We start from the raw sequence: 19,740 nt of genomic DNA, 5'->3' as shown, positions 1-19,740 counted from the left end.
GCTACGCGCCGACGTCGCGCCTGTTCACGGCGAACGCGGCCACGGCAACCAGAGCTGCCGAGATGACCCAGAGCCACCCGGCCGCGGCCCAGTCCGCACCGTTGGCCACCGGTGAATTTCCGTAGGCCCAGTGGTAGGGGCTCAGGTCCAGCAGCCACTCCACGTCCTTGCTCTGCCGGCCGACCGCGTTGAAGACGTAGCCAAGAACGCCGACGGCGGCGCCCGCGGCCAGTCCGTACGTCCGCCTGCCGGACACAGCCCCGGCGCATAGCGCGGCAGTTCCGCTCAGCAGTGCCAGCCCGGCGAACAGCACTGACGCGCCGAAGAGGTTCTCGGGCCGGATGGCCAGCTGGGCCGAATCATTAAGCAGCCGGACCAGCACAAAGACCAGGGCCGCGAGCAGCACCACGCGCAAAAACAGGGAAAGCGCGCGCTCCAGCACCACCTGGACGCGGGTCACCCCGTGGGCGAGGGTCAGCTCCAGCTGGCCGGATTCCTCATCCCCGCCCACGGCGGCGGCGCCCCACCCTACGGAGGCGATGGTCATCAGCAGGAACCCGAGGAGTCCGTACAGCGTGGCCTGGGTGTAGCCGGGGCCGGTGGCGATCTGGTCGTAGTTCAGCGCCTTGGTCATCTCGGCCGGGAGGGCATCGATCATGTCCTGCATCTGCGCGCTCCCGCCGATGGACGGGTACAGCGGCAGGTACAGGAACGTGGCGGCGGCCAGCCCGGCGGCCCACCCGAGGGTGGAGCGCCACGTATCAAAGAAGGCCCGGCGGAACAGCGGGAGTGTGGTGGTCATCGCGCGGCCTCCGTAGTGCCGGATACCGCAGGGACCGTGTCTTCGGGACTTGAATACATCTTCAGCACAGCCTCCTCAAGATCCGGTTCCTCCAGCACCAGGTCGGTCAGCTGCAGCGTGCCCAGGGCCCTCACCAGTGGCTGGATGGCCCCCTCCAGGGTGGCCGAAAGGGTGACGCTGCCGTCGGAATCCAGCACCTCAACATGCCCGACGCCGGGTACCCCACCCAGCAGCGCGCCGGCGTCGTGCGCTGTGATTCCGTTCGCGGTGAACCGGACCCGGCGCACCGCACCTTCCCGAAGCCCGCTCACGGACTCGACGGCGATGATCCGGCCGTCCCGGAGGATGGCCACGGTGTCTGCGGTCTGCTGGACCTCGCTGAGGACGTGGGAACTGAGGAAGATGGTCTGGCCGTTGTGCTGCGCCTCGCGGACCATCGCATGGAATTCCTGCTGGACCAGCGGATCCAGGCCGCTGGTGGGCTCATCGAGGACCAGAAGCTCGGGGTTGTGCATAAACGCCTGGACCAGGCCGAGCTTCTGTTTGTTGCCCTTGGACAGCTTGCGCGTGTGGCGGTCCAGGTCCAGCCCAAGCCGTTCGGCGAGGCCGTCGATCCTGCCCGGGGGCACCGGACCGCTGATGGCCTGGTAGTGGGCCAGGAGTGTCCGGCCCGTCACGCGGCCCTCGAGGAACAGTTCGCCCGGAAGGTAGCCCACCCGGCGGCGGAGCTCCGGGCCTCCCGCCCGGGGGTCCTTGCCCAGGACCCGGACCTGCCCGGACGTGGGGCGGATGATGTCCAGCAGGCAGCGCATGGTGGTGGTCTTGCCGGCGCCGTTGGGGCCGATCACACCGAACACAGAGGCCGCCTCGACAGCAAAATCCACCCCGTGAAGCACCTCGCGCCGGCCGAATTTCTTGGTCAAGGACTGGGTGGAGATAGCCTGGGCCATGAAACCTCCTGTGTGCGGCAGCCAGCGGCTGGTCACCCCAAGGGTAGGCCTCGCAATGCCCGGTGTACACGGACGCTCCCCGGATATTCCCGATGACGCGGGGAGCGAACAGGACGCACCCGGCCGGGACATCGGCCTGCGCCTCGCGTACCGTTGAAGGCATGGCTACCGTAGACATCACAGGTGAACAGTTCGCATCGACCATCGAAGGCAACGACATTGTCCTGGTGGACTTCTGGGCTGAATGGTGCGGTCCCTGCAAGCAGTTCGGACCCACGTACAAGGCCGTGTCGGAGAAGCACTCCGACGTCCTGTTCACAAAGGTGGACACCGAGGCCCAGCAGCAGCTCGCCGCCGAGGCCGGCATCACGTCCATCCCCACGCTGATGGCCTTCCGCGAAAAGGTCCTGGTATTCTCCCAGCCCGGTGCCCTGAACGCCCAGCAGCTGGAGCAGGTTGTTGACGCGGTCAAGGCCCTGGACATGGAGGAAGTTCACGCCCATGTGGCGCGCTCGCAGGCAGAAGCCGCAGCGGCCGCGGAAAGCAACCCGGGCACCGCCGGAAAGACGTCGGGCCCCCAGGACGGCACGCAGATCCCCGAGGCGTAAGCGCCCCTGGTTCCTCTTAAACAACATTGACTGCTCCGTAAGGGCCCTTTTGAACGTTCAAAAGGGCCCTTACGGAGCAGTCGATGGTTAAATCGAGGGTTACAGGCGTTCCAGCTGCACGGGCTCGGCCAGCAGCGCGCTCAGGGATTCGTTCAGGTCCTGGACGGCGGTGCCCTTGGAGTGCTTCGCAAGCAGTTCCTCGGATTCCCACTGTTCCGTCAGGACCAGCTTCGCTTCGGTGGCTTCGGTCAGCTCGTAACGGATGCAGCCGGCTTCGTTGACCACCTCGTCGATGGCGATTTCCAGGGCAAGCTTCACACGGAAGAACTCGCCGTCGTTGGGGATGAACGTTGCCTGCAGGTCGATGGGTGCACTCATGGATTTCACAATACCGGGACTCGGCATGCAGGCCCGCCCTGTTTACGCGCGGACACCCTCCTGTTGCGCTTCTCTTGCCCGGTTCCTGTTGGTAGCGTGCCACCATGCGCGCTTACACAGCCGGGGACACTGACGTCCCGCTCCTCGAGGAAACCATCGGCCAGAACTTTGAGCGGGTGGTGGCCCGGTTCCCCTTCCACGACGCGCTGATCGAGGCCGCGCCGGTTCCGGGCGCTGATGCCCGCCGCTGGAGCTACACCAAAATGAACGACGACGTCGACCGCATCGCACGTGCGCTCCTCGCCTCGGGCGTGGCCAAGGGGGACCGGGTGGGTATCTGGAGCCCGAACTGCGCCGAGTGGACGCTGCTGCAGTACGCCACGGCCAAGGCCGGCGCCATCCTGGTCAACGTGAACCCGGCCTACCGGAGCCACGAACTGGAGTTTGTGGTGACGCAGAACGGCATGCGGATGCTGGTGACGGCACCGTCGGACCGGAACAGCGACTATGTAGGGATGGCGCGCCAGGCGCTCGCAGGCTGTCCTGACCTTCAGGAACTGGTGTTCCTGCCGGATCACGGCATGGACGGGCTCGACGCCGGTGACCCCCAAAGTGATGGGGAGCTGACGTACGCCGAGCTGCTCAAGCGGGCTGACGCCGTCGGCCATTCCGGCCTGAAGGCCCGCATGGCGGAACTGGACCGGCACGATCCCATCAACCTGCAGTACACGTCCGGGACCACGGGCTTCCCCAAGGGCGCAACGCTGACGCACCACAACATCCTGAACAACGGCTTCTCCGTCGGTGAACTGCTTGGCTACACGGAGCATGACCGGGTGGTTATTCCGGTGCCGTTCTACCATTGCTTCGGGATGGTGATCGGCAACCTGGCCGCGCTCAGCCACGGTGCGGCCACCATCGTCCCCGGCCGCGGCTTCACGCCGGCGGCGGCGCTGGAAGCGGTCCAGGATTTCGGCGGGACGTCCCTGTACGGCGTGCCCACCATGTTCATCGCCGAGCTGGCGCTGCCGGACTTTGCCTCGTACGACCTGGCCACGCTCCGGACCGGCGTCATGGCAGGATCGGTGTGCCCCATAGACGTGATGAACCGGGTGATCTCGGAGATGCACATGGTGGATGTGGCCATTTGCTACGGCATGACCGAGACCTCCCCGGTGTCCACCATGACCCGGAACGGTGACACCCTGGAGCAGCGCACCGAGACGGTGGGCCGCACCATGCCGAGGCTGGAAAGCCAGATCGTGGACCCTGGCAGCGGCGAGGTGCTGGAGCGCGGCGAGATCGGCGAGCTGTGCACCCGCGGTTACGCGGTGATGGCCGGGTACTGGGCCCAGCCGGACACGACCGCGGAAGCCATCGACGCCGACCACTGGATGCACACCGGCGACCTCGCCCGGATGGACAACGATGGCTACGTGGTGATCGAAGGCCGGATCAAGGACCTGGTGATCCGCGGCGGCGAAAACATCTACCCGCGCGAGATCGAGGAGTTCCTGTACAGCCACCCGTCCATCCAGGATGTGCAGGTGATCGGGGTGCCCGATGCCAGGTACGGCGAGGAACTGATGGCCTGCATCATCCTCAAGCCCGGCGCGGAACCGCTGGACCCGGCCGCCGTTGCCGACTTCTGCCGCGGGAAACTGGCACACTACAAGATCCCGCGCTACGTGGACGTCCGCGAAAGCTTCCCCATGACCGTTTCGGGGAAGATCCGCAAAGTGGAGATGCGCGAGGAAGCAGTGGCCCGGCTGGGGCTCTGACCCACCCCGCGTTGCTTTGGCCGCTCAGTGCCGGCGGTGGTCCTGGATGGTCATCCTCGGCCCGAACGTCGGTTTGCGGAAGCCGCTCAGCCCGATCATCCTCACCACCCGCTGCCGGTGCCCGGTCCATGGCGCGAGCAGGGCCAGCATGCCGGCGTCGTCCGTCCGGTGGCCGGTGAGGGCGGCGCCCACATAGGCGGCGAGGTGGTAGTCGCCCACCGCGATGGAATCAGGACAGCCGTGGGTCCGCTGTACCACTTCGGCCGCGGTCCACACCCCGATGCCGGGAATCACCTGCAGTTTTGCTGCCGCCTCCGCAGCCGGCAAGGCCGACAGCCGTTCAAGCGCGACGGCGGATCGCAGGGCCCGCATGACGGTCGCCGAACGTTGGGGTCCCACGCCGGCCTGGTGCCATTCCCAGGAGGGGATGCGCAGCCACTGGTCAGGGGTGGGCTGGAGGCGGAGCCCTTCCGGCGCGGCGTTTCCGGCCGCCGGAGCCGGTGCGCCGAACCGGTACATCAGGTACCGGTAGCCGCGGCGGGCCTCAATGACGGTCACCTTCTGCTCGAGGATGGTGGGCACGAGGCAATCAACCACCCGTCCGGTGGAGGGCAGGCGGACAGCAAGGTTCCGGCGTCGGGCGTCACGGACCAGCCGGGGGAGCGTGGCATGGAAGGCGGGCGCGTCAAACGCCGACCAATCGTCCTCGGAGCCCAGGAGCCGGGGCACGCCGGCGAGTGCGGCGGCGGAACCGGGACCCCAGGCCTGGGCATCAACAGCCCCATCCGAAGCAGCGGTGAGGTGCAGCGTGACGGGACCGTCCGGCGTCGTAAACGCCGTCCATAACCCGTCCGGCCGGAACGAAAACGACGGATCACCCGTGCCGCGCAGGAGGGTGCCCAGCGTCTGGTGCAGGCTGTACGGGCCGTCCGGATGCCACCGCAGGGACGCGTCCGCGGCGGCGGCAAGCCGGGCGGGGGCGTCAAGAATGGTCATGTATTCATGGTCCCACGGTGGGCTGACAACGTAGCTTCCGGAGACCCTTACAGAGCGAAGATGGCGGGACTAGACTCCATCGTGTGGCGCGGGGCGTCCTCGCCTTCCCCTCGCATTCAAAGGAGCATGCCGTGGCTGGAGTAGTGCATTTCGAGATCCCCGCCGATGACAACCAACGCGCCAACACCTTCTACCAGAGCGCGTTTGGCTGGACCCTGACCCCCATGCAGGAGATGGATTACACCATCGCCATCACCACGCCGTCGGACGAACAGACAGGTATGCCCAGCGCGCCAGGGGCCATCAACGGAGCACTGTTCCCCCGCACGGACAACCTCAGGACCCCCATCATCACCATCGATGTGGAGGATGTGGACGCCGCGCTGGGGCAGATCGAATCCGCTGGAGGTTCCGTGGCCCAGGCCAAGGACGCCGTTCCCGGCATGGGCTATTACGCCTATTTCAACGACACCGAAGGCAACATCCTGGGCCTCTGGCAGACAGATTCCTCGGCAGGGAGCTGAGCCCCGGGCAGGACCTGTGGCGGCAGGCGGTAACTTTGTACCTATGAAGTACGCGCAGTCCGTCCTGGACCTCATCGGAAACACGCCGCTCATCAAGCTGAACCACGTGACGGAAGGCCTCAAAGCCACTGTCCTGGTCAAGCTGGAATACATCAATCCAGGCGGCTCCATCAAAGACCGCATCGCGGTGAAAATGATCGAAGAGGCCGAACGGACCGGCAAGCTCCTGCCCGGCGGAACCATCGTTGAGCCGACGTCGGGCAACACCGGCGTGGGTCTGGCGCTCGTGGCCCAGCAGAAGGGCTACAAATGCATCTTCGTGGTGCCGGACAAGGTGGGCGAGGACAAGCGTGCCGTGCTTCAGGCCTACGGCGCCGAGGTAGTGGTTACGCCCACATCCGTGGCCCCGGACAGCCCCCAGAGCTACTACAGCGTCTCGGACCGGCTCGTCACGGAAATTCCGGGTGCCTACAAGCCTGACCAGTTCTCCAACCCGGCCGCCCCCGGCAGCCACTACGAGACCACGGGACCGGAGATCTGGCAGGACACGGACGGCCTGGTGACGCACTGCGTGATCGGCGCCGGCACCGGCGGCACCATCACCGGCACCGGCCGTTTCCTCAAGGAGATCTCGGCGGACCGTCCGGAGGCCAACGGCGGCCGGGTCAGGATCATCGGGGCGGACCCCGAAGGTTCGGTCTACTCCGGCGGCACCGGGCGCCCGTACTTCGTGGAGGGCGTCGGCGAGGACATGTGGCCGGCCAACTATGACAAATCCGTTCCGGACGACGTCATCGCCGTCACCGACGCCGACTCCTTCGCCATGACCCGGCGGCTGGCCCGCGAGGAAGGGCTGCTGGTGGGCGGCTCGTCCGGCATGGCGGTGGTGGCTGCGCTGCAGACCGCCCGCGACCTCCCGGAAAGCGCCGTGGTGGTGGTCATCCTCCCGGACTCCGGCCGCGGCTACCTGGCCAAGATCTTCAACGATCAGTGGATGCGTTCCTACGGCTTCCTCTCCGGCGGCGAAGAAGCGTCCGTGGGCGAGGTCATCAAGACCAAGAATGGCGAGCTGCCGGACCTGGTCCACATCCACCCCAACGAGACCGTCCGCGACGTCATCAACATCATGAACGAGTTCGGTGTCAGCCACATCCCGGTCCTCTCGCAGGAACCGCCCGTGGTGATGGGCGAGGTCCTCGGCGCCGTGGACGAGCGCAGCCTGACCTCCAAGCTGTTCCGCGGCGAAGCCAAGCTGACGGACAAGATCTCCGAACACATGGGGCCCCGACTGCCGGTCATCGGCTCGCTGGAAACCATCTCCGCAGCCCGCGAGCTGCTCTCCGACGTGGACACCGTGATGGTGACGTTCGTCGGCGCCCCCGTGGGAATCCTCACCCGCCACGACCTCCTCGCCTACCTCAGCAACTAGCTAAAGGAACTCCATGTCTGTTTCTGAAAACCAGGGTTTCAACACGCGCGCCGTCCACGCTGGCCAGGCCTTCGAGCCCCGCACCGGCGCCGTGGTCCCGCCCGTGCACTTCAGCTCCACCTATGCCCAGGACGGCATCGGCGGGCTCCGCGACGGTTACGAATACGGCCGCGGCACCAACCCCACCCGTGACGCCCTGCAGGAGCAGCTCGCGGCCCTCGAAGGCGGATCCCACGCCTACTCCTTCAGCTCCGGACTCGCGGCGGAGGACTCCCTGATCCGGGCGCTGACCCGGCCCGGGGACCACATCGTGCTCGGCAACGACGCCTACGGCGGCACGTACCGGCTCATCAACCGCGTGCTTGGCGACTGGGGGATCGGCAACACCCCGGTGGACATGGCGGACCTGGACGCGGTGCGCAAAGCCGTTGCCGCGAACAAGACCCGCTTCGTCTGGGTGGAAACCCCCTCCAACCCGCTGATGAAGATCACCGACATTGAGGCGCTCGCCGCGGTAGCGCACGACGCCGGGGCCCTCTTGGTGGTGGACAACACCTTCGCGTCGCCCTACCTGCAGAACCCGCTTGCCTTGGGTGCCGACGTCGTGGTTCACTCCACCACCAAGTACATCGGCGGGCACTCCGACGTGGTGGGCGGCGCCGTTGTGGTCAACGACGCGGAGCTCGCGGAGAAGATCGGCTTTGTGCAGTTCGCCGTGGGTGCGGTGTCCGGCCCCATGGACGCGTTCCTCACCACCCGCGGCCTGAAGACGCTCGGCGTGCGCATGGACCGGCACAGCGACAATGGCCAGGCCGTGGCCGAATGGCTGCTGGAGCGTCCCGAGGTGGAGGCCGTCCTGTACCCGGGCCTGCCCTCCCACCCCGGCCACGAGCTGGCCAAGAAGCAGATGAAAAAGTTCGGCGGCATGGTGTCCGTCCAGTTCAAGGGCGGCGAGGCGGCGGCCCGCACGGTCGCGGAAAACACGTCGGTGTTCACGCTGGCGGAATCCCTGGGCGGCATCGAATCGCTGATGAACTACCCCTCGGAGATGACCCACGCATCGGTCAAGGGCACGGAACTGGCTGTTCCCGTGAACCTGATCCGGCTCTCCTGCGGCATCGAGGACGTGGAAGACCTGATCGCCGACCTGGAGCGGGCCTTCACGTTCCTCAAGTAGCACCTTTCCAACCACGGGCATCCTGGCTTTCTTCAAGAAAGTTAGCTAGGGTGCCCTTATGGTACTCCGCTCCGACTGGTCCCAGCGCAACTGCAGCCTGGCACGAGGTCTCGACATTTTGGGTGACCCCTGGAGCATGCTTGTGCTCCGCGAGGTCTTTTTCGGCAACGGGCGCTTTGACGCCATGAAGTCCCGGCTCGCCGTCGCGGACTCGGTGCTCACCAGGCGCCTGGCGGGCCTCGTGGAGTCGGGGTTGCTCGAGAAGAAGGCGTACGATGACGGCGGCCGCGCCCGCCAGGAGTACGTCCTGACCCCCAAAGGTGAGGACGCCCTCCCTGTCCTGAACGCCGTGGTTATGTGGGCGGAAAAGCACCTCCCGGCACCCTCGGACCAGGCCCACATGTTCGTGATCCATTCCGGCTGCGGCCAGCGGACCGACTCCGCGGACACATGCACCGGCTGCGGGGAGCGGCTGACGGCCGCCAACACCAGCTGGCACAGCCTCACCCGGACGGACGCGCCCGTGCAACTGGCCACCGCGGCATGAGCGCCACCGAAACAACCCGCCGCCGGCGCCTGCACCCCGCCTGGACCGTCGCGGCCGTCGCCTTCCTGGCCCTGGTGGGAGCCGCCGGATTCCGTGCCGCCCCCGGTGTGCTGATGGTGCCCCTGCAGCAGGAGTTCGGCTGGTCCACCACCGTTCTGTCCGCAGCCGTCAGCATCAACCTGGTGCTGTTTGGCCTGACCGCCCCCTTCGCCGCGGCCCTGATGGAAAAGTTCGGGATCCGGGCCGTCACCGCCACCGCCCTGGTGCTGATCGGCGCCGGCAGCGCGCTCACGGTGCTGGTCAACGAGTCCTGGCAGATTCTCCTGACGTGGGGACTGTTGATCGGGTTGGGCACAGGCTCCATGGCCCTCGTCTTCGCCGCCACCATCGCCAACACCTGGTTCTCCAAGAGCCGGGGCCTGGTGATCGGCATCCTGACCGCCGGCAGCGCCGCGGGCCAACTGGTGTTCCTGCCGTTCATCGCCATGCTGGCCCAGGATCCGGGCTGGCGGCAGGCTTCGCTGCTGATCGCCGCCGGCGCGCTGGCGGTGGTTCCGCTGGTGCTGAAGTTCCTCAAGAACTCACCGGCCGACGTCGGCGCCTTGCCTTACGGTGAAACGGCACCTGAGGAGGGAACGGCTGCGTCCCCTGCTGCGGACGCTGCCCCGGAGAGTGGAAGGAGAAGCAACGCCGCAGTGCGCGCCCTCCAGGTGCTCAAGCGGGCCAGCAAAGTGCGGACGTTCTGGGCGCTCGTAGCGGGTTTTGCGATCTGCGGGGCCACCACGAACGGGCTGATCGGCACCCACTTCATCCCCTCCGCCCACGACCACGGCATGCCCGAAACCACCGCAGCCGGGCTGCTCGCCGTCGTCGGGATCTTTGACATCGTGGGCACTATCGCCTCCGGCTGGCTGACCGACCGGTACAACCCCAAGATCCTACTGGCCGTCTACTACCAGTTCCGGGGGATCGGCCTGCTGGTGCTGCCGCTGCTCCTGAGCGCCACCGTCCAGCCGAGCATGATTGTTTTTGTGGTGATCTACGGCCTGGACTGGGTGGCTACGGTGCCGCCCACCGCGGCAATCTGCCGGAAAACGTTCGGCGCGGACGGCAGCGTGGTGTTCGGCTGGGTGTTCGCGGCCCACCAGCTGGGCGCGGCCGCTGCTGCCCTCGGCGCCGGCGTCATCCGGGACGCCACCGGCCAGTACACCTTCGCCTGGTTCGGCGCGGCGGCCATGTGCACCATCGCCGCCGTGATCAGCGCGACCATCCGCAAGGACGCCCCTGCCAAGGAACCTGTCCCGGCCGGAGTTGCGTAGCTACCCGAACGCGAGATGGCATTTCGCGGCAGTCGCGGCGCCGCACATTGCCACCAAATGCCATCTCGCGGGCTTTTGGGCCAGGGGCGCTACCGGAACGCGCTGAGGCCCGTGATGTGCTGACCCAGCACCAGCATGTGGACCTCGTCGGTGCCCTCGTAGGTGCGGACTGACTCCAGGTTGGCAGCGTGCCGGAGCGGCGAATAGTCCAGCGTGATGCCGTTGCCGCCGAGGATGGAACGGGCTTCCCGGGCGATCTTGATGGCCTCACGCACGTTGTTCAGCTTGCCCAGCGAGATCTGCTCGGGCCGCAGCTTCCTTTCGTCTTTGAGGCGCCCCATGTAGTAGGCCAGCATGGTGCCCTTCTGGATCTCCAGCAGCATATTCACCAGCTTCTCCTGCGTCAGCTGGTACCCGGCCAGCGGCTTGCCGAACTGCAGCCGGTCCTGGGAATACGCCAGGGCGGCCTCGTAGGAATCACGCGCGGCGCCCATGGCACCCCAAACGATCCCGTAGCGGGCCTCGTTCAGGCACGTAAACGGCCCGCGCAGGCCCAGCGCACCCGGCAGCATGGCCTCCGGTCCCAGCCGGACGGCGTCGAACACCACATCGCACTGGATTGAGGCACGCATGGACAGCTTCTGGGCGATGGGCGTGGCCGTCACTCCCGGTGTTCCTGCCGGCACCAGGAAGCCGCGGACGCCGTCGTCGGTCTTGGCCCACACCACCATCACCCCGGCCACGGACGCCAGGCCGATCCAGCGCTTGGCGCCGTCCAGGACCCAACCGGCGTTGTCCCCGGTACCGTCCCGGCGGGCAAAAGTGGTCATCGAGGACGGATCGGAGCCTGCCGTGGGTTCGGTCAGGGCGAAGCAGCCGATCACTTCACCGGCGGCCATCCGGGGGAGCCATTCCTGCTTCTGGTCCTCCGAACCCCATTTGTGGATGGCCGTCATGGCCAGGGACCCCTGCACCGAGACGAAGGTCCGGATCCCGGAATCGCCGGCCTCAAGTTCCATCGCAGCCAGGCCGTATTCGACGGCGGAACGGCCGGGGCAGCCATAGCCTTCCAGGTGCATCCCCAGGACGCCCAGCTCGCCGAGCTCTGGAGCGAGCTCCAGCGGAAAAACCGCGTCGTCATACCAGCGGGCGATGTTTGGTTTGATCCGCTGGTCGGTGAAATCGCGGATCCGCTGCCTGAGCGCACGCTCTTCAGTGCTCAGCAGCGCATCAAGGGCCAGGACGTCAGATGGGTCCGGCGCGGCGGGTACTTCGGCAGTGACTTCGGCGTCGCTCATCTGAGTATCTTAGGCCGACGTCGGTGCGGTGGCCGTCGTCGTCGGCTTCCCGGTGAAGTACTCCCGCGTTGACGGCAGGAACCGGCAGACAACGGCCAGGACCACGCCCAGCGCCAGGAGCACCACGCCGCTGACAAACGCCCCGCCGACGCCGAAGATCTTGGTGTCACCGTAGGCCGGATCCCACATCTGGACGGCGGAAATGAAGAACGCCGCCGTGAGGATCAGTGCACCGAGCAGTGGAAGGATGCCCCGGAACCAGAGGTTGCGGGCCGATTCCCGGAACGTGCCGCGGAAATACCAGAAGCACGCGAAGCCCGTCAGCGCATAGTAGAACGCGATGAACAGGCTGATGGCGCTGATGGAATCGGTGAGCAGGTTTTCGCTGAGGAAGCTCATGGCCACGTAGTACACCACGGCCGCTGCGCCCATGACCTGGGTGGAAAATCCAGGGGTCTGGTTGCGGGCGTGGACTTCGCCGAACTTCGGCGGCAGCGCGCCGTGCACACCCATCGACAGTGTGCCGCGGGCCGTAGGCAGGATGGTGGTCTGCGTGGAGGACAGGACCGAGGCCAGCACGGCCACCACAATCAGCCAGCCCCACGGACCCAGGACCACGTCCTTCATGGCCAGGAAGACGTCGCTCTGGTTCGCTTCGTTGCCCAGGCCGATGCCCTCGGTACCCACGGTGGCGTACATCATCACGAGCAGGGCTACGGAGACGTAGATGGCCACTAGGACAAAGGCCGAAATAACGGCGCCGCGGCCTGGAGTGATGGACGGGTTTTCGGTTTCCTCGTTCACGGCCAGGCAGGTATCCCAGCCCCAATAGATGAACAGGGCAAGGAGTGAACCGTGCACCACGGCGAACGGGTCCGCGAAGGCACCGGCCGGGTTGAACCACTCGAAATCGAAGGCCTGGCCTTCGGGTGCCCCGCCCGCGATCCGCAGAATGATGGCCAAGGCGAAGACGCCCAGCGACACGTACTGCACGTAGGTCAGGACCCGCTGGACGTGCTCGCCCAGCCGGATGCCCCGGTAGTTCACCAGGGTCATGAAGACGATGAACAGCACACCGGTGGCTGTGACCAGCACCTTGTTTTCGGCCAGTGAGCCGTCGCCGATCAGCAGCCACAGGTACTGGCCTGCCACCTGTGCGAGGTTGGCCAGGACCACGATGCCGGCCAGGGCAACACCCCAGCCGCCCAGCCAGCCGGCCCAGGGGCCGAACGCCCGGCGGGACCAGGTGAACGTGGTGCCGCAGTCGGGCATGGCGCTGTTCAGCTCCCGGAAGGCGTAGGCGATGAACAGGACGGGGATGAACCCGAGGATCAGGATCAGGGGAGTGTAGTTTCCATTGACGGCCACGATCAGGCCCAGCGTGGCGGCCAGCGAATACACGGGTGCCGTGGACGCGAGGCCCAGCATGACCGAGTCGCCGAGGTCAAGGATCCCCGCACGGAGCCCCTTGTCGGGGACGGCACCGCCGGGCGGTCCGCCGGAAGCGCCGCCCGCCGTCGTCGTCTCCGCACTCATACGGTCACCGGGCTCGGGAATGTCAGGGGGCTCATAGTGCGATACCTGCCTTGCTGGAGTGGGCCTGCGCTGAAAGCGGCGCCGGGGCGTCGATGGTGTTGGGCACAAAACGGCAGAAGTAGTCGGTGATGGGGCCGTCCGATTCCCGGATCCCGCAGCCCACGGACTCGCCGTCCACCACCCAGAGGCCAAGGACGGGGTGGTTGCCGTCGAAGTCGGGCAGCGAATGGAACTGCTGGTAGCACCAGCCCTCACGGCCGTACCCGCCGGGCTGCTCCAGGCTGATGCCCGGGGCATGGATCTTGATATTGTCGCCTTCGCGCCCGTGCAGCGGCTTGGCCACCCATTCCTTCAGGGGCCCGGGCTCGTTGAGGTAGGCCGGCAGCAGGTTGGGGTGGTCCGGGTACAGGTGCCACAGCGCGGCCAGCAAGGCCTTGTTGGAGAGCAGCATCTTCCACGCAGGCTCCACCCAGCGGGGATTGTGTGCGCGCTGCAGCAGCCGGTGCCCGAACGGCTCCTTCATCATCAGCTCCCACGGGTACAGCTTGAACATGGTGCTGATCATGAAGTTGTCCAGGTCCACAAAGCGGTTCAGGTTGGGATCCCAGCCGATATCGGACATGTTGATGCCGATGGTGGTCCAGCCCGCCTGGCTGGCCACGTCCCGCATGTATCCGGCCGTCATCCAGTCCTCACCGGACTCCTCAGCCTCGGAATGGGCTATGTGGAGCGTGCTCATTCCGGTGCGGTACTGCATTTTCTTCCACTGCCGGATCAGGGCCTCGTGGATGCCGTTCCACTGGTCCTTTTCGGGGAACACGTCCTGCAGCCAGAACCACTGCGCGACGGCGGCCTCGATCAGGCCCGTCGGGGTGTCGGCGTTGTATTCGAGCATCTTGGCGGGCCCGCCCTGGCCGTCATAGATAAAGTCGAATCGCCCATAGATATCCATGTCGGCGGCCTGCAAGGACTCAGCCGCCAGCTCCAGCGCCTGCGGACCGACGCCGATGTTCCCCATGGCGCCCGTGGCCAGGAACTTGGCTGCCTCCAGGCACATCTTGTGCATGTCCTCGGCCGTGACCTCCAGCGTTTCCACCTCGTCCATGGTGAATTCGTAGTAGGCGGCCTCGTTCCAGTATTCGATCTTCTTGCCGTCGGGCATGGTGGTGGTGGAGAAGACCAGGCCCTGCTCTTCGATCTTCTGCTTCCAGTCGGGCCTGGGCTCCGATAACAACCGCTTCACGCCTAGCCCCCCGTGCTTCCGCCCTTGGAGCTGCTGCCAAAGCCGCCCCTGCTGACCGTTCCGCCCTTGGTGCTGTACCCGGTGGATGCTTTGGCGCCGCTGGGGATGGTGCTGGTGTAGTTCGGATACGAGGACCGGTTCTGGCCCACTCCGGGAACACTGGCGCCGCGGGAGTAGAAGTACCACGCGAAGAGTGCGCCGCTTCGTCCAGCGGAGCTGTTGCACTGGGTATCGTCTACCCGCTCGCCGGTTTCGTCGTTGAAGCAGACCTGGGCGTAGTCGGCCTCATCCTGGTTGCTGGCCACGACGGCGGTGATGGTGCCGGCGAGGAGGGCCGTGACCCCCAACCCCACCACAACGGTCCGCCGCTGGGACCGCTTCTTGCGGGCGGCTGCGTCATGGGCCTGGCGCTCGTGGTCCCGGGCGAAGGGATCAACGGTGGGAATGGGTTCATTCAGGAGTTCAGGACGCAGCTCCGGCTTGGGAACCTGCCACGGCGGCGGCTTCGGCTCGCCCTGGTCCTTGCCTTGGTCTTTGTCCGGACCGTTGCCTTGGTCCTTTTCCGGGTCCATGACGTCCCCCTTGGTAGTCCATGCTGAATGTGGGCGCAACTGCGCGCCGGAAGCTCAATCCTGAGTTCAGCCTAGCCGCTGCCCCGGCCGGCTGCGAGCGGAAACCGGGGGAGAAGTCCCCACCCTGCCGCACAGTCCCAGTGCGGGCCCGGGAACCTACACTGGAGCCATGGAAACCGCATCTGTGCTTGCCATCTGCCGCGTCCACCAGCTCCTCGCCGATGAGGGGAAGGTGGGGGTCACTGCCATCGACAAGCGTCCGGTGGAGGGCCCGGTCCGTGTCCACCGGCTCGGCCTGCACGGGGACGTCCAGGCGGACCGGATCGACCATGGCGGGGAGGACCAGGCCATATACGCCTACTCCCAGGAAGACGCCGACTACTGGGCCGGCGAGCTACAGCGGGACCTCCCGCCCGGGATCTTCGGGGAAAACCTTCGCGTGGCCGGTATCGAAACTACCGGGGCCATCATCGGAGAGCGCTGGAAGATCGGGCTGGACGTGGAACTCGAAGTCACGTCGCCGCGGACGCCCTGCGCCACTTTCCAGCGGCGCCTTGACGAACCCCACTTCGTCAAGCGCTTCACGGAGGCAGGCCGCGTGGGCGCCTACCTCAGGGTGATCCGTACTGGCAGCATCCAGGCCGGGGACCACATCCACCGCGTCTTTGTGCCCAACCACGGCATTACTGTAGGCAAGTGGTTCAGCGAGCCTGACCTGGAGTCCATGGAACTCCTCCGGGATGCCGACGCCGACGGCGAGATCCGTCTGCAGCAGCCCGAATTTAACCAGAAATTCGAAGCCCTGATAAGGCGGTCTGGCCAGTAACCGCCGGCTGGAGTGGCCGGCAGGGGGGCCATGTGCGCAAGCTCACCGCCGCCGTCGTACGTTCAATTAGCCGCAAAGCGGATCTGTACCTTACACTTGAAACATCCCCCACTCCGGAAATCCCTTATTCCTGCCCAATTTTTGAGGCAGGACTGGCAAGTGTTGGGGCCCGCTATTGTGATGCGGGCATTTTCATAGGGAGAGCCGGCTAAAGAAAACGCTGTACAGACTGCTGAGATAGCAGCCAAGAGATGCAGCGGGAAGTCCTGCCACGGGATTGCGAAAGCGCCGGACTTCTAAGTGACCGGCCGGTCAATGTATGCCCGGCACCCACGGCACACGTACTGCGGCTCCGCTCACCTCGGGTTGTGCCGCCTGGCCCCCTATGGATGAGGAAATTTCCCTATGCCCGAAAATCAAAATGACGCCACCGCCGAAGCAGTAACTGCCGAAACCGTCGCCGTCGAATTCACCGAGGCCGTTGCCCCCGCAGCAGAGCCCGCCGCCACCGAAGCTGAAGCCCCCGCCGCTCCCGCTGAAGAGGCCCCCGACAAGGTTGAAGAAGCTCCCGCCGCTGAGACTGAGGCTCCTGCTGCTCAGGCCGAAGCGCCTGCCAAGGTCGAAGAAGCTCCCGCCGCCAAGGCTGAAGAAGCTAAGACCGAGGAAACCCCCGCCAAGTCTGAGGAAACCGAAGACGAGGGCGTGAAGTTCACCGATCTCGGCATCGATGCCCGCGTCCTCGCCGCACTGCAGGATGTCGGCTACGAAAAGCCTTCCCCCATCCAGGCAGCAACCATCCCGCTGCTGCTTGAAGGCCGCGACGTTGTGGGCCTCGCCCAGACTGGCACCGGTAAGACTGCAGCATTCGCAGTACCGGCACTGTCCCGCCTGGCAGAGCTCCACGACCTCAACGGCCCGTCCCGCAAGACCCAGGCCCTGGTCCTGGCTCCGACCCGGGAGCTCGCGCTCCAGGTTGCCGAGGCTTTCACCTCGTACGCCAAGCACATCGATGACTTCACCGTCCTGCCCGTCTACGGCGGCTCCGCCTACGGCCCCCAGCTCGCCGGCCTGCGCCGCGGTGCACAGGTTGTTGTGGGTACCCCCGGCCGTGTGATCGACCACATCTCCAAGGGTTCCCTGGACCTGTCCGAGCTCCAGTACCTGGTGCTGGACGAGGCTGACGAAATGCTGCGCATGGGCTTCGCCGAAGACGTGGAGCAGATCTTCCAGCAGACCCCGTCGGACCGCCAGGTTGCACTGTTCTCGGCCACCATGCCGAGCCAGATCCGCCGGATGTCCAAGCAGTACCTGAACAACCCGGCCGAGATCTCGGTCAAGTCCAAGACCACCACCGGCGCCAACACCCGCCAGCGGTACCTGCAGGTCATGGGCCCGCACAAGCTGGACGCCCTGACCCGCATCCTCGAGGTTGAAGAGTTCGACGGCGTAATCGCCTTTGTGCGCACCAAGATGGCTACCGAGGACCTGGCTGACAAGCTGAAGGCCCGCGGCTTCCAGGCTGCCGCCATCAACGGCGACATCCCGCAGCAGCAGCGCGAACGCACTGTCGAGGCGCTGAAGGAAGGCCGCATCGATATCCTGGTGGCCACCGACGTCGCGGCCCGTGGCCTTGACGTTGAGCGCATCAGCCACGTGGTCAACTACGACATCCCGCACGACACCGAGTCCTATGTCCACCGCATCGGCCGCACCGGCCGTGCAGGCCGTTCCGGCGACGCCATCCTGTTCATGACGCCGCGGGAGAAGTACCTGCTGCGTTCCATCGAGAAGGCAACCCGTCAGCCGGTGGAGCAGATGCACCTGCCCACGGCCGAGACCGTCAACACGCTGCGCCTGGGCAAGTTCGCCGAGCGCATCACCGAGACCCTCGAGTCCGAGGACGTTGCCGCGTTCCGCGACCTCATCTCCTCCTACGAGGAAGAGCACAACGTGCCGGCCTCGGAGATCGCTGCTGCGCTGGCCGTGATGGCCCAGGGCGGTCAGCCTCTGCTCGTCAAGGAACTGGCCGCAGCTCCCGATTTCCAGAAGCGCGAGCGCTCCAAGGACGGCTTCGGCTCACGTGGCCCCACCCGTACCCTCACTGAGGGCAACGCCACCTACCGGATCGCCGTCGGACGCCGCCAGCGCGTTATGCCGGGTTCCATCGTTGGCGCCATTGCCAACGAAGGCGGCATCTCCTCGGCCAACATCGGCGGCATTGACATCCGCGCCGACCACTCCCTCGTGGAGCTCCCGGCGGACCTCAGCGCCGACCAGCTGAAGGCGCTGTCCCGGACCCGGATCGGCGGCGAGCTGATCCACCTCGAGCTGGACAACGGCCGCAAGCCCTCCGGCGACGGCGAGCGTGGCGGCTACCAGGGCAGCCGCGGCGGCGACCGCGGCGGCTACCAGGGCAACCGTGGCGGCGGCGACCGCGGCGGCTACTCCGGCGGTGGCGCCGGCGGCGGAGACCGTGGCGGCAACTTCAAGGGCAACGGCGGGTTCAAGAAGGAATTCCGCAAGACCGACGGCGAGCGTAGCTCCGCTGACCGCGGCGGCCGCTCCTTCAGCGACCGCAACGAGCGCAGCGTGGGCACCGACGCGGCACGCAAGCCGCGCACCGAAGGCGGCTTCAAGCCCCGCAACAAGTGGTAACCACTGCTTCCTAAAGTGAACTGAGAACGGGCCGGCTTCCTGCCGGCCCGTTCTGCTTTAAGTTTGCCGCTTAAGTTCGCTTCGTCACATCCCCTCCCGGTTCCGTCTCCGGGCCGGTTCATGGGCCGCCCGGAAGGCGCATGAAGCCCGAATTTCCGGCACTTTTGGCGCTTTTGGCATCCTTCGGAAGCCGATTTGTTGGTGGCCAAATCTTCCGGTAGAGTATTTACTCGTTGCCCCCCTAGCTCAGTGGTAGAGCGCGTTCTTGGTAAGAACGAGGTCACCGGATCGATTCCGGTGGGGGGCTCTGGATGAGGGCCTGTGTCAAGGCGGTTTTTGACCGGCTTGGCGCAGGTTTTTCTCATTCGTGGCGGTGTAGCTCAGTTGGTTAGAGCGCACGACTCATAATCGTGAGGTCGGGAGATCGAGCCTCCCCACCGCTACAGATAAGACCCTGGAATTAGCTAGTTTCCGGGGTTTTTCTGTGTCAGAAATGAGCGCTTTCCGAGTGTCGTCTCTCACGTTCTCCAGTAACCACCTCCCCTTCCTTTGCAGGCGGCTGTTAAATGGCTACTCATGGCTGGCTCGTCTTCCGGGGGCCAGACGCGGCTGGGCGGCCTGCGCGCCTTTCACGTCCGGCAGCAGCGCCAGTACGGCCTATGGGCGAAAGGACCTTCAGATGGCCACAGGAGGGCTCGCAGGGGGTGCCTTGCGTCTTCCCTTAGCTCGATTCGCGACTTCCGGTCCCGTGCGTGCTGCCGGGCTTGTGGTCCTAAGGAGAACATTCGACGGAAAATCGAAAGGTCACCGGATCGACGCCGGTCGGAGCCACCAGCTAGAACCCCCGCAGTCCCCAGTGTTTATATGGGAACTGCGGGGTTTTTTCGTTGTCTGATGAAAAGAGCGATCTTGCATCGATCAGTGGAGATCAGCCGTTTTCTGATACAGACCCCTGGTATCCCCTTGGTATGGACACGGACGCCGGGCCGCTGGCGAACTCGGACGCAACTAGCCGGTGCTGCGCGTCTCCAGTGCCGAAGGGGAGCGGCTGATCCGCAGCCTGACGCGCAGGAACTCGGCGCTGTTCCGGCACCCGCCT

Annotated in this window: 18 protein-coding genes and 2 tRNA genes; 12 read left to right on the top strand and 8 right to left on the bottom strand. The window is 66.0% G+C overall.

All coding sequences use genetic code 11. The annotated features are described in order from the left end of the window. Position 1: 1 nt before the first annotated feature. Positions 2–802: an efflux permease Rv1217c-related protein gene (locus AC50YA_RS06845; RefSeq protein ID WP_494981554.1), complete on the bottom strand. Its 801-nt coding sequence runs from the start codon at positions 800–802 to the stop codon at positions 2–4. Further along, on the bottom strand, positions 799–1,752 hold the full coding sequence (locus tag AC50YA_RS06840; protein WP_494981553.1) for an ABC transporter ATP-binding protein: 954 nt from the start codon (positions 1,750–1,752) through the stop codon (positions 799–801). Before AC50YA_RS06840 ends, AC50YA_RS06845 begins: the two co-directional genes overlap by 4 nt. Between AC50YA_RS06840 and AC50YA_RS06835 the strand changes: the two genes are divergently transcribed. Together AC50YA_RS06835 and trxA are read left to right on the top strand one after the other, a co-directional pair. After that, complete coding sequence (locus AC50YA_RS06835) at positions 1,751–1,909, top strand: hypothetical protein (RefSeq protein ID WP_494981552.1); 159 nt, start codon at positions 1,751–1,753, stop codon at positions 1,907–1,909. The two genes, AC50YA_RS06840 and AC50YA_RS06835, sit on opposite strands and share 2 nt — an antisense overlap. Positions 1,910–1,913: 4 nt before the next feature. Then, the gene (trxA, locus tag AC50YA_RS06830; protein WP_494981551.1) at positions 1,914–2,360 is read left to right on the top strand and encodes a thioredoxin; all 447 of its coding nucleotides are present in this window, start codon (positions 1,914–1,916) and stop codon (positions 2,358–2,360) included. 99 nt (positions 2,361–2,459) lie between these two features. Here trxA and AC50YA_RS06825 read toward each other — a convergent pair whose 3' ends face one another. Further along, positions 2,460–2,738, bottom strand: a complete 279-nt coding sequence (locus AC50YA_RS06825; RefSeq protein WP_494981550.1) for a putative quinol monooxygenase — start codon at positions 2,736–2,738, stop codon at positions 2,460–2,462. A gap of 104 nt (positions 2,739–2,842) precedes the next feature. Between AC50YA_RS06825 and AC50YA_RS06820 the strand changes: the two genes are divergently transcribed. Continuing rightward, positions 2,843–4,519 (top strand): AMP-binding protein, encoded by a 1,677-nt coding sequence (locus tag AC50YA_RS06820; RefSeq protein WP_494981549.1) that lies wholly within the window; start codon positions 2,843–2,845, stop codon positions 4,517–4,519. A 24-nt stretch (positions 4,520–4,543) separates the two neighbouring features. On the opposite strand, the gene AC50YA_RS06815 is transcribed toward AC50YA_RS06820, so the two are convergent. Further along, entirely contained in the window at positions 4,544–5,515 is a 972-nt protein-coding gene (locus AC50YA_RS06815; RefSeq protein ID WP_494981548.1) for a DNA-3-methyladenine glycosylase family protein, read from the bottom strand. 131 nt (positions 5,516–5,646) lie between these two features. On the opposite strand from AC50YA_RS06815, the gene AC50YA_RS06810 reads away from it, so the two are divergent. From AC50YA_RS06810 to AC50YA_RS06790, 5 genes are read left to right on the top strand one after another with little or no spacing between them, the layout of a single operon-like run. Then, positions 5,647–6,039: a VOC family protein gene (locus tag AC50YA_RS06810; RefSeq protein WP_494981547.1), complete on the top strand. Its 393-nt coding sequence runs from the start codon at positions 5,647–5,649 to the stop codon at positions 6,037–6,039. Between the two features lie 43 nt (positions 6,040–6,082). Continuing rightward, complete coding sequence (locus AC50YA_RS06805; protein ID WP_494981546.1) at positions 6,083–7,468, top strand: cystathionine beta-synthase; 1,386 nt, start codon at positions 6,083–6,085, stop codon at positions 7,466–7,468. A gap of 13 nt (positions 7,469–7,481) precedes the next feature. Continuing rightward, positions 7,482–8,645: a cystathionine gamma-synthase gene (locus AC50YA_RS06800; RefSeq protein ID WP_494981545.1), complete on the top strand. Its 1,164-nt coding sequence runs from the start codon at positions 7,482–7,484 to the stop codon at positions 8,643–8,645. A 58-nt stretch (positions 8,646–8,703) separates the two neighbouring features. Then, positions 8,704–9,192 (top strand): winged helix-turn-helix transcriptional regulator, encoded by a 489-nt coding sequence (locus tag AC50YA_RS06795; protein ID WP_494981544.1) that lies wholly within the window; start codon positions 8,704–8,706, stop codon positions 9,190–9,192. After that, positions 9,189–10,511, top strand: coding sequence for an MFS transporter (locus AC50YA_RS06790; RefSeq protein WP_494981543.1), 1,323 nt, complete (start codon positions 9,189–9,191; stop codon positions 10,509–10,511). Before AC50YA_RS06795 ends, AC50YA_RS06790 begins: the two co-directional genes overlap by 4 nt. 89 nt (positions 10,512–10,600) lie before the next feature. On the opposite strand, the gene AC50YA_RS06785 is transcribed toward AC50YA_RS06790, so the two are convergent. Genes AC50YA_RS06785 through AC50YA_RS06770 form a run of 4 tightly spaced genes read right to left on the bottom strand, consistent with a single transcriptional unit; the run spans position 10,601 to position 15,160 of the window. Beyond that, positions 10,601–11,809: an acyl-CoA dehydrogenase family protein gene (locus tag AC50YA_RS06785; RefSeq protein ID WP_494981542.1), complete on the bottom strand. Its 1,209-nt coding sequence runs from the start codon at positions 11,807–11,809 to the stop codon at positions 10,601–10,603. A gap of 9 nt (positions 11,810–11,818) precedes the next feature. Beyond that, on the bottom strand, positions 11,819–13,345 hold the full coding sequence (locus AC50YA_RS06780; protein ID WP_494981541.1) for an APC family permease: 1,527 nt from the start codon (positions 13,343–13,345) through the stop codon (positions 11,819–11,821). A gap of 31 nt (positions 13,346–13,376) precedes the next feature. Beyond that, positions 13,377–14,588 (bottom strand): glutathionylspermidine synthase family protein, encoded by a 1,212-nt coding sequence (locus AC50YA_RS06775; protein WP_494981540.1) that lies wholly within the window; start codon positions 14,586–14,588, stop codon positions 13,377–13,379. 2 nt (positions 14,589–14,590) lie between these two features. Beyond that, a complete protein-coding gene (locus tag AC50YA_RS06770; RefSeq protein ID WP_494981539.1) occupies positions 14,591–15,160 on the bottom strand; it encodes a Tat pathway signal protein in 570 nt (189 codons plus the stop codon). Positions 15,161–15,329: 169 nt separating this feature from the next. On the opposite strand from AC50YA_RS06770, the gene AC50YA_RS06765 reads away from it, so the two are divergent. The 4 genes from AC50YA_RS06765 to AC50YA_RS06750 all read left to right on the top strand — a co-directional run bounded on the left by AC50YA_RS06765 (position 15,330) and on the right by AC50YA_RS06750 (position 19,084). Beyond that, positions 15,330–15,986 (top strand): MOSC domain-containing protein, encoded by a 657-nt coding sequence (locus AC50YA_RS06765; protein ID WP_494981538.1) that lies wholly within the window; start codon positions 15,330–15,332, stop codon positions 15,984–15,986. A gap of 405 nt (positions 15,987–16,391) precedes the next feature. Then, complete coding sequence (locus AC50YA_RS06760) at positions 16,392–18,641, top strand: DEAD/DEAH box helicase (RefSeq protein ID WP_494981537.1); 2,250 nt, start codon at positions 16,392–16,394, stop codon at positions 18,639–18,641. A gap of 235 nt (positions 18,642–18,876) precedes the next feature. Next, positions 18,877–18,948: transfer RNA gene (locus tag AC50YA_RS06755), tRNA-Thr, on the top strand. A 62-nt stretch (positions 18,949–19,010) separates the two neighbouring features. After that, a tRNA-Met gene (locus tag AC50YA_RS06750) sits at positions 19,011–19,084 on the top strand. Positions 19,085–19,740: the final 656 nt, after the last annotated feature.

The sequence above is a fragment of the Pseudarthrobacter sp. RHLT3-21 genome, assembly GCF_059383495.1.
Note: the sequence above shows the minus strand (reverse complement) of the source record. Positions and strands in the feature narration are given on the sequence as shown.

What these genes read in the sequence shown, in the direction of transcription:
- AC50YA_RS06845 (WP_494981554.1), bottom strand. Translation starts at nt 802, where the DNA reads ATGACCACCACACTCCCGCTGTTCCGCCGGGCCTTCTTTGATACGTGG.
- AC50YA_RS06835 (WP_494981552.1), top strand. Translation starts at nt 1,751, where the DNA reads ATGAAACCTCCTGTGTGCGGCAGCCAGCGGCTGGTCACCCCAAGGGTA.
- AC50YA_RS06840 (WP_494981553.1), bottom strand. Translation starts at nt 1,752, where the DNA reads ATGGCCCAGGCTATCTCCACCCAGTCCTTGACCAAGAAATTCGGCCGG.
- trxA (WP_494981551.1), top strand. Translation starts at nt 1,914, where the DNA reads ATGGCTACCGTAGACATCACAGGTGAACAGTTCGCATCGACCATCGAA.
- AC50YA_RS06825 (WP_494981550.1), bottom strand. Translation starts at nt 2,738, where the DNA reads ATGAGTGCACCCATCGACCTGCAGGCAACGTTCATCCCCAACGACGGC.
- AC50YA_RS06820 (WP_494981549.1), top strand. Translation starts at nt 2,843, where the DNA reads ATGCGCGCTTACACAGCCGGGGACACTGACGTCCCGCTCCTCGAGGAA.
- AC50YA_RS06815 (WP_494981548.1), bottom strand. Translation starts at nt 5,515, where the DNA reads ATGACCATTCTTGACGCCCCCGCCCGGCTTGCCGCCGCCGCGGACGCG.
- AC50YA_RS06805 (WP_494981546.1), top strand. Translation starts at nt 6,083, where the DNA reads ATGAAGTACGCGCAGTCCGTCCTGGACCTCATCGGAAACACGCCGCTC.
- AC50YA_RS06800 (WP_494981545.1), top strand. Translation starts at nt 7,482, where the DNA reads ATGTCTGTTTCTGAAAACCAGGGTTTCAACACGCGCGCCGTCCACGCT.
- AC50YA_RS06795 (WP_494981544.1), top strand. Translation starts at nt 8,704, where the DNA reads ATGGTACTCCGCTCCGACTGGTCCCAGCGCAACTGCAGCCTGGCACGA.
- AC50YA_RS06790 (WP_494981543.1), top strand. Translation starts at nt 9,189, where the DNA reads ATGAGCGCCACCGAAACAACCCGCCGCCGGCGCCTGCACCCCGCCTGG.
- AC50YA_RS06785 (WP_494981542.1), bottom strand. Translation starts at nt 11,809, where the DNA reads ATGAGCGACGCCGAAGTCACTGCCGAAGTACCCGCCGCGCCGGACCCA.
- AC50YA_RS06780 (WP_494981541.1), bottom strand. Translation starts at nt 13,345, where the DNA reads ATGAGTGCGGAGACGACGACGGCGGGCGGCGCTTCCGGCGGACCGCCC.
- AC50YA_RS06770 (WP_494981539.1), bottom strand. Translation starts at nt 15,160, where the DNA reads ATGGACCCGGAAAAGGACCAAGGCAACGGTCCGGACAAAGACCAAGGC.
- AC50YA_RS06765 (WP_494981538.1), top strand. Translation starts at nt 15,330, where the DNA reads ATGGAAACCGCATCTGTGCTTGCCATCTGCCGCGTCCACCAGCTCCTC.
- AC50YA_RS06760 (WP_494981537.1), top strand. Translation starts at nt 16,392, where the DNA reads ATGCCCGAAAATCAAAATGACGCCACCGCCGAAGCAGTAACTGCCGAA.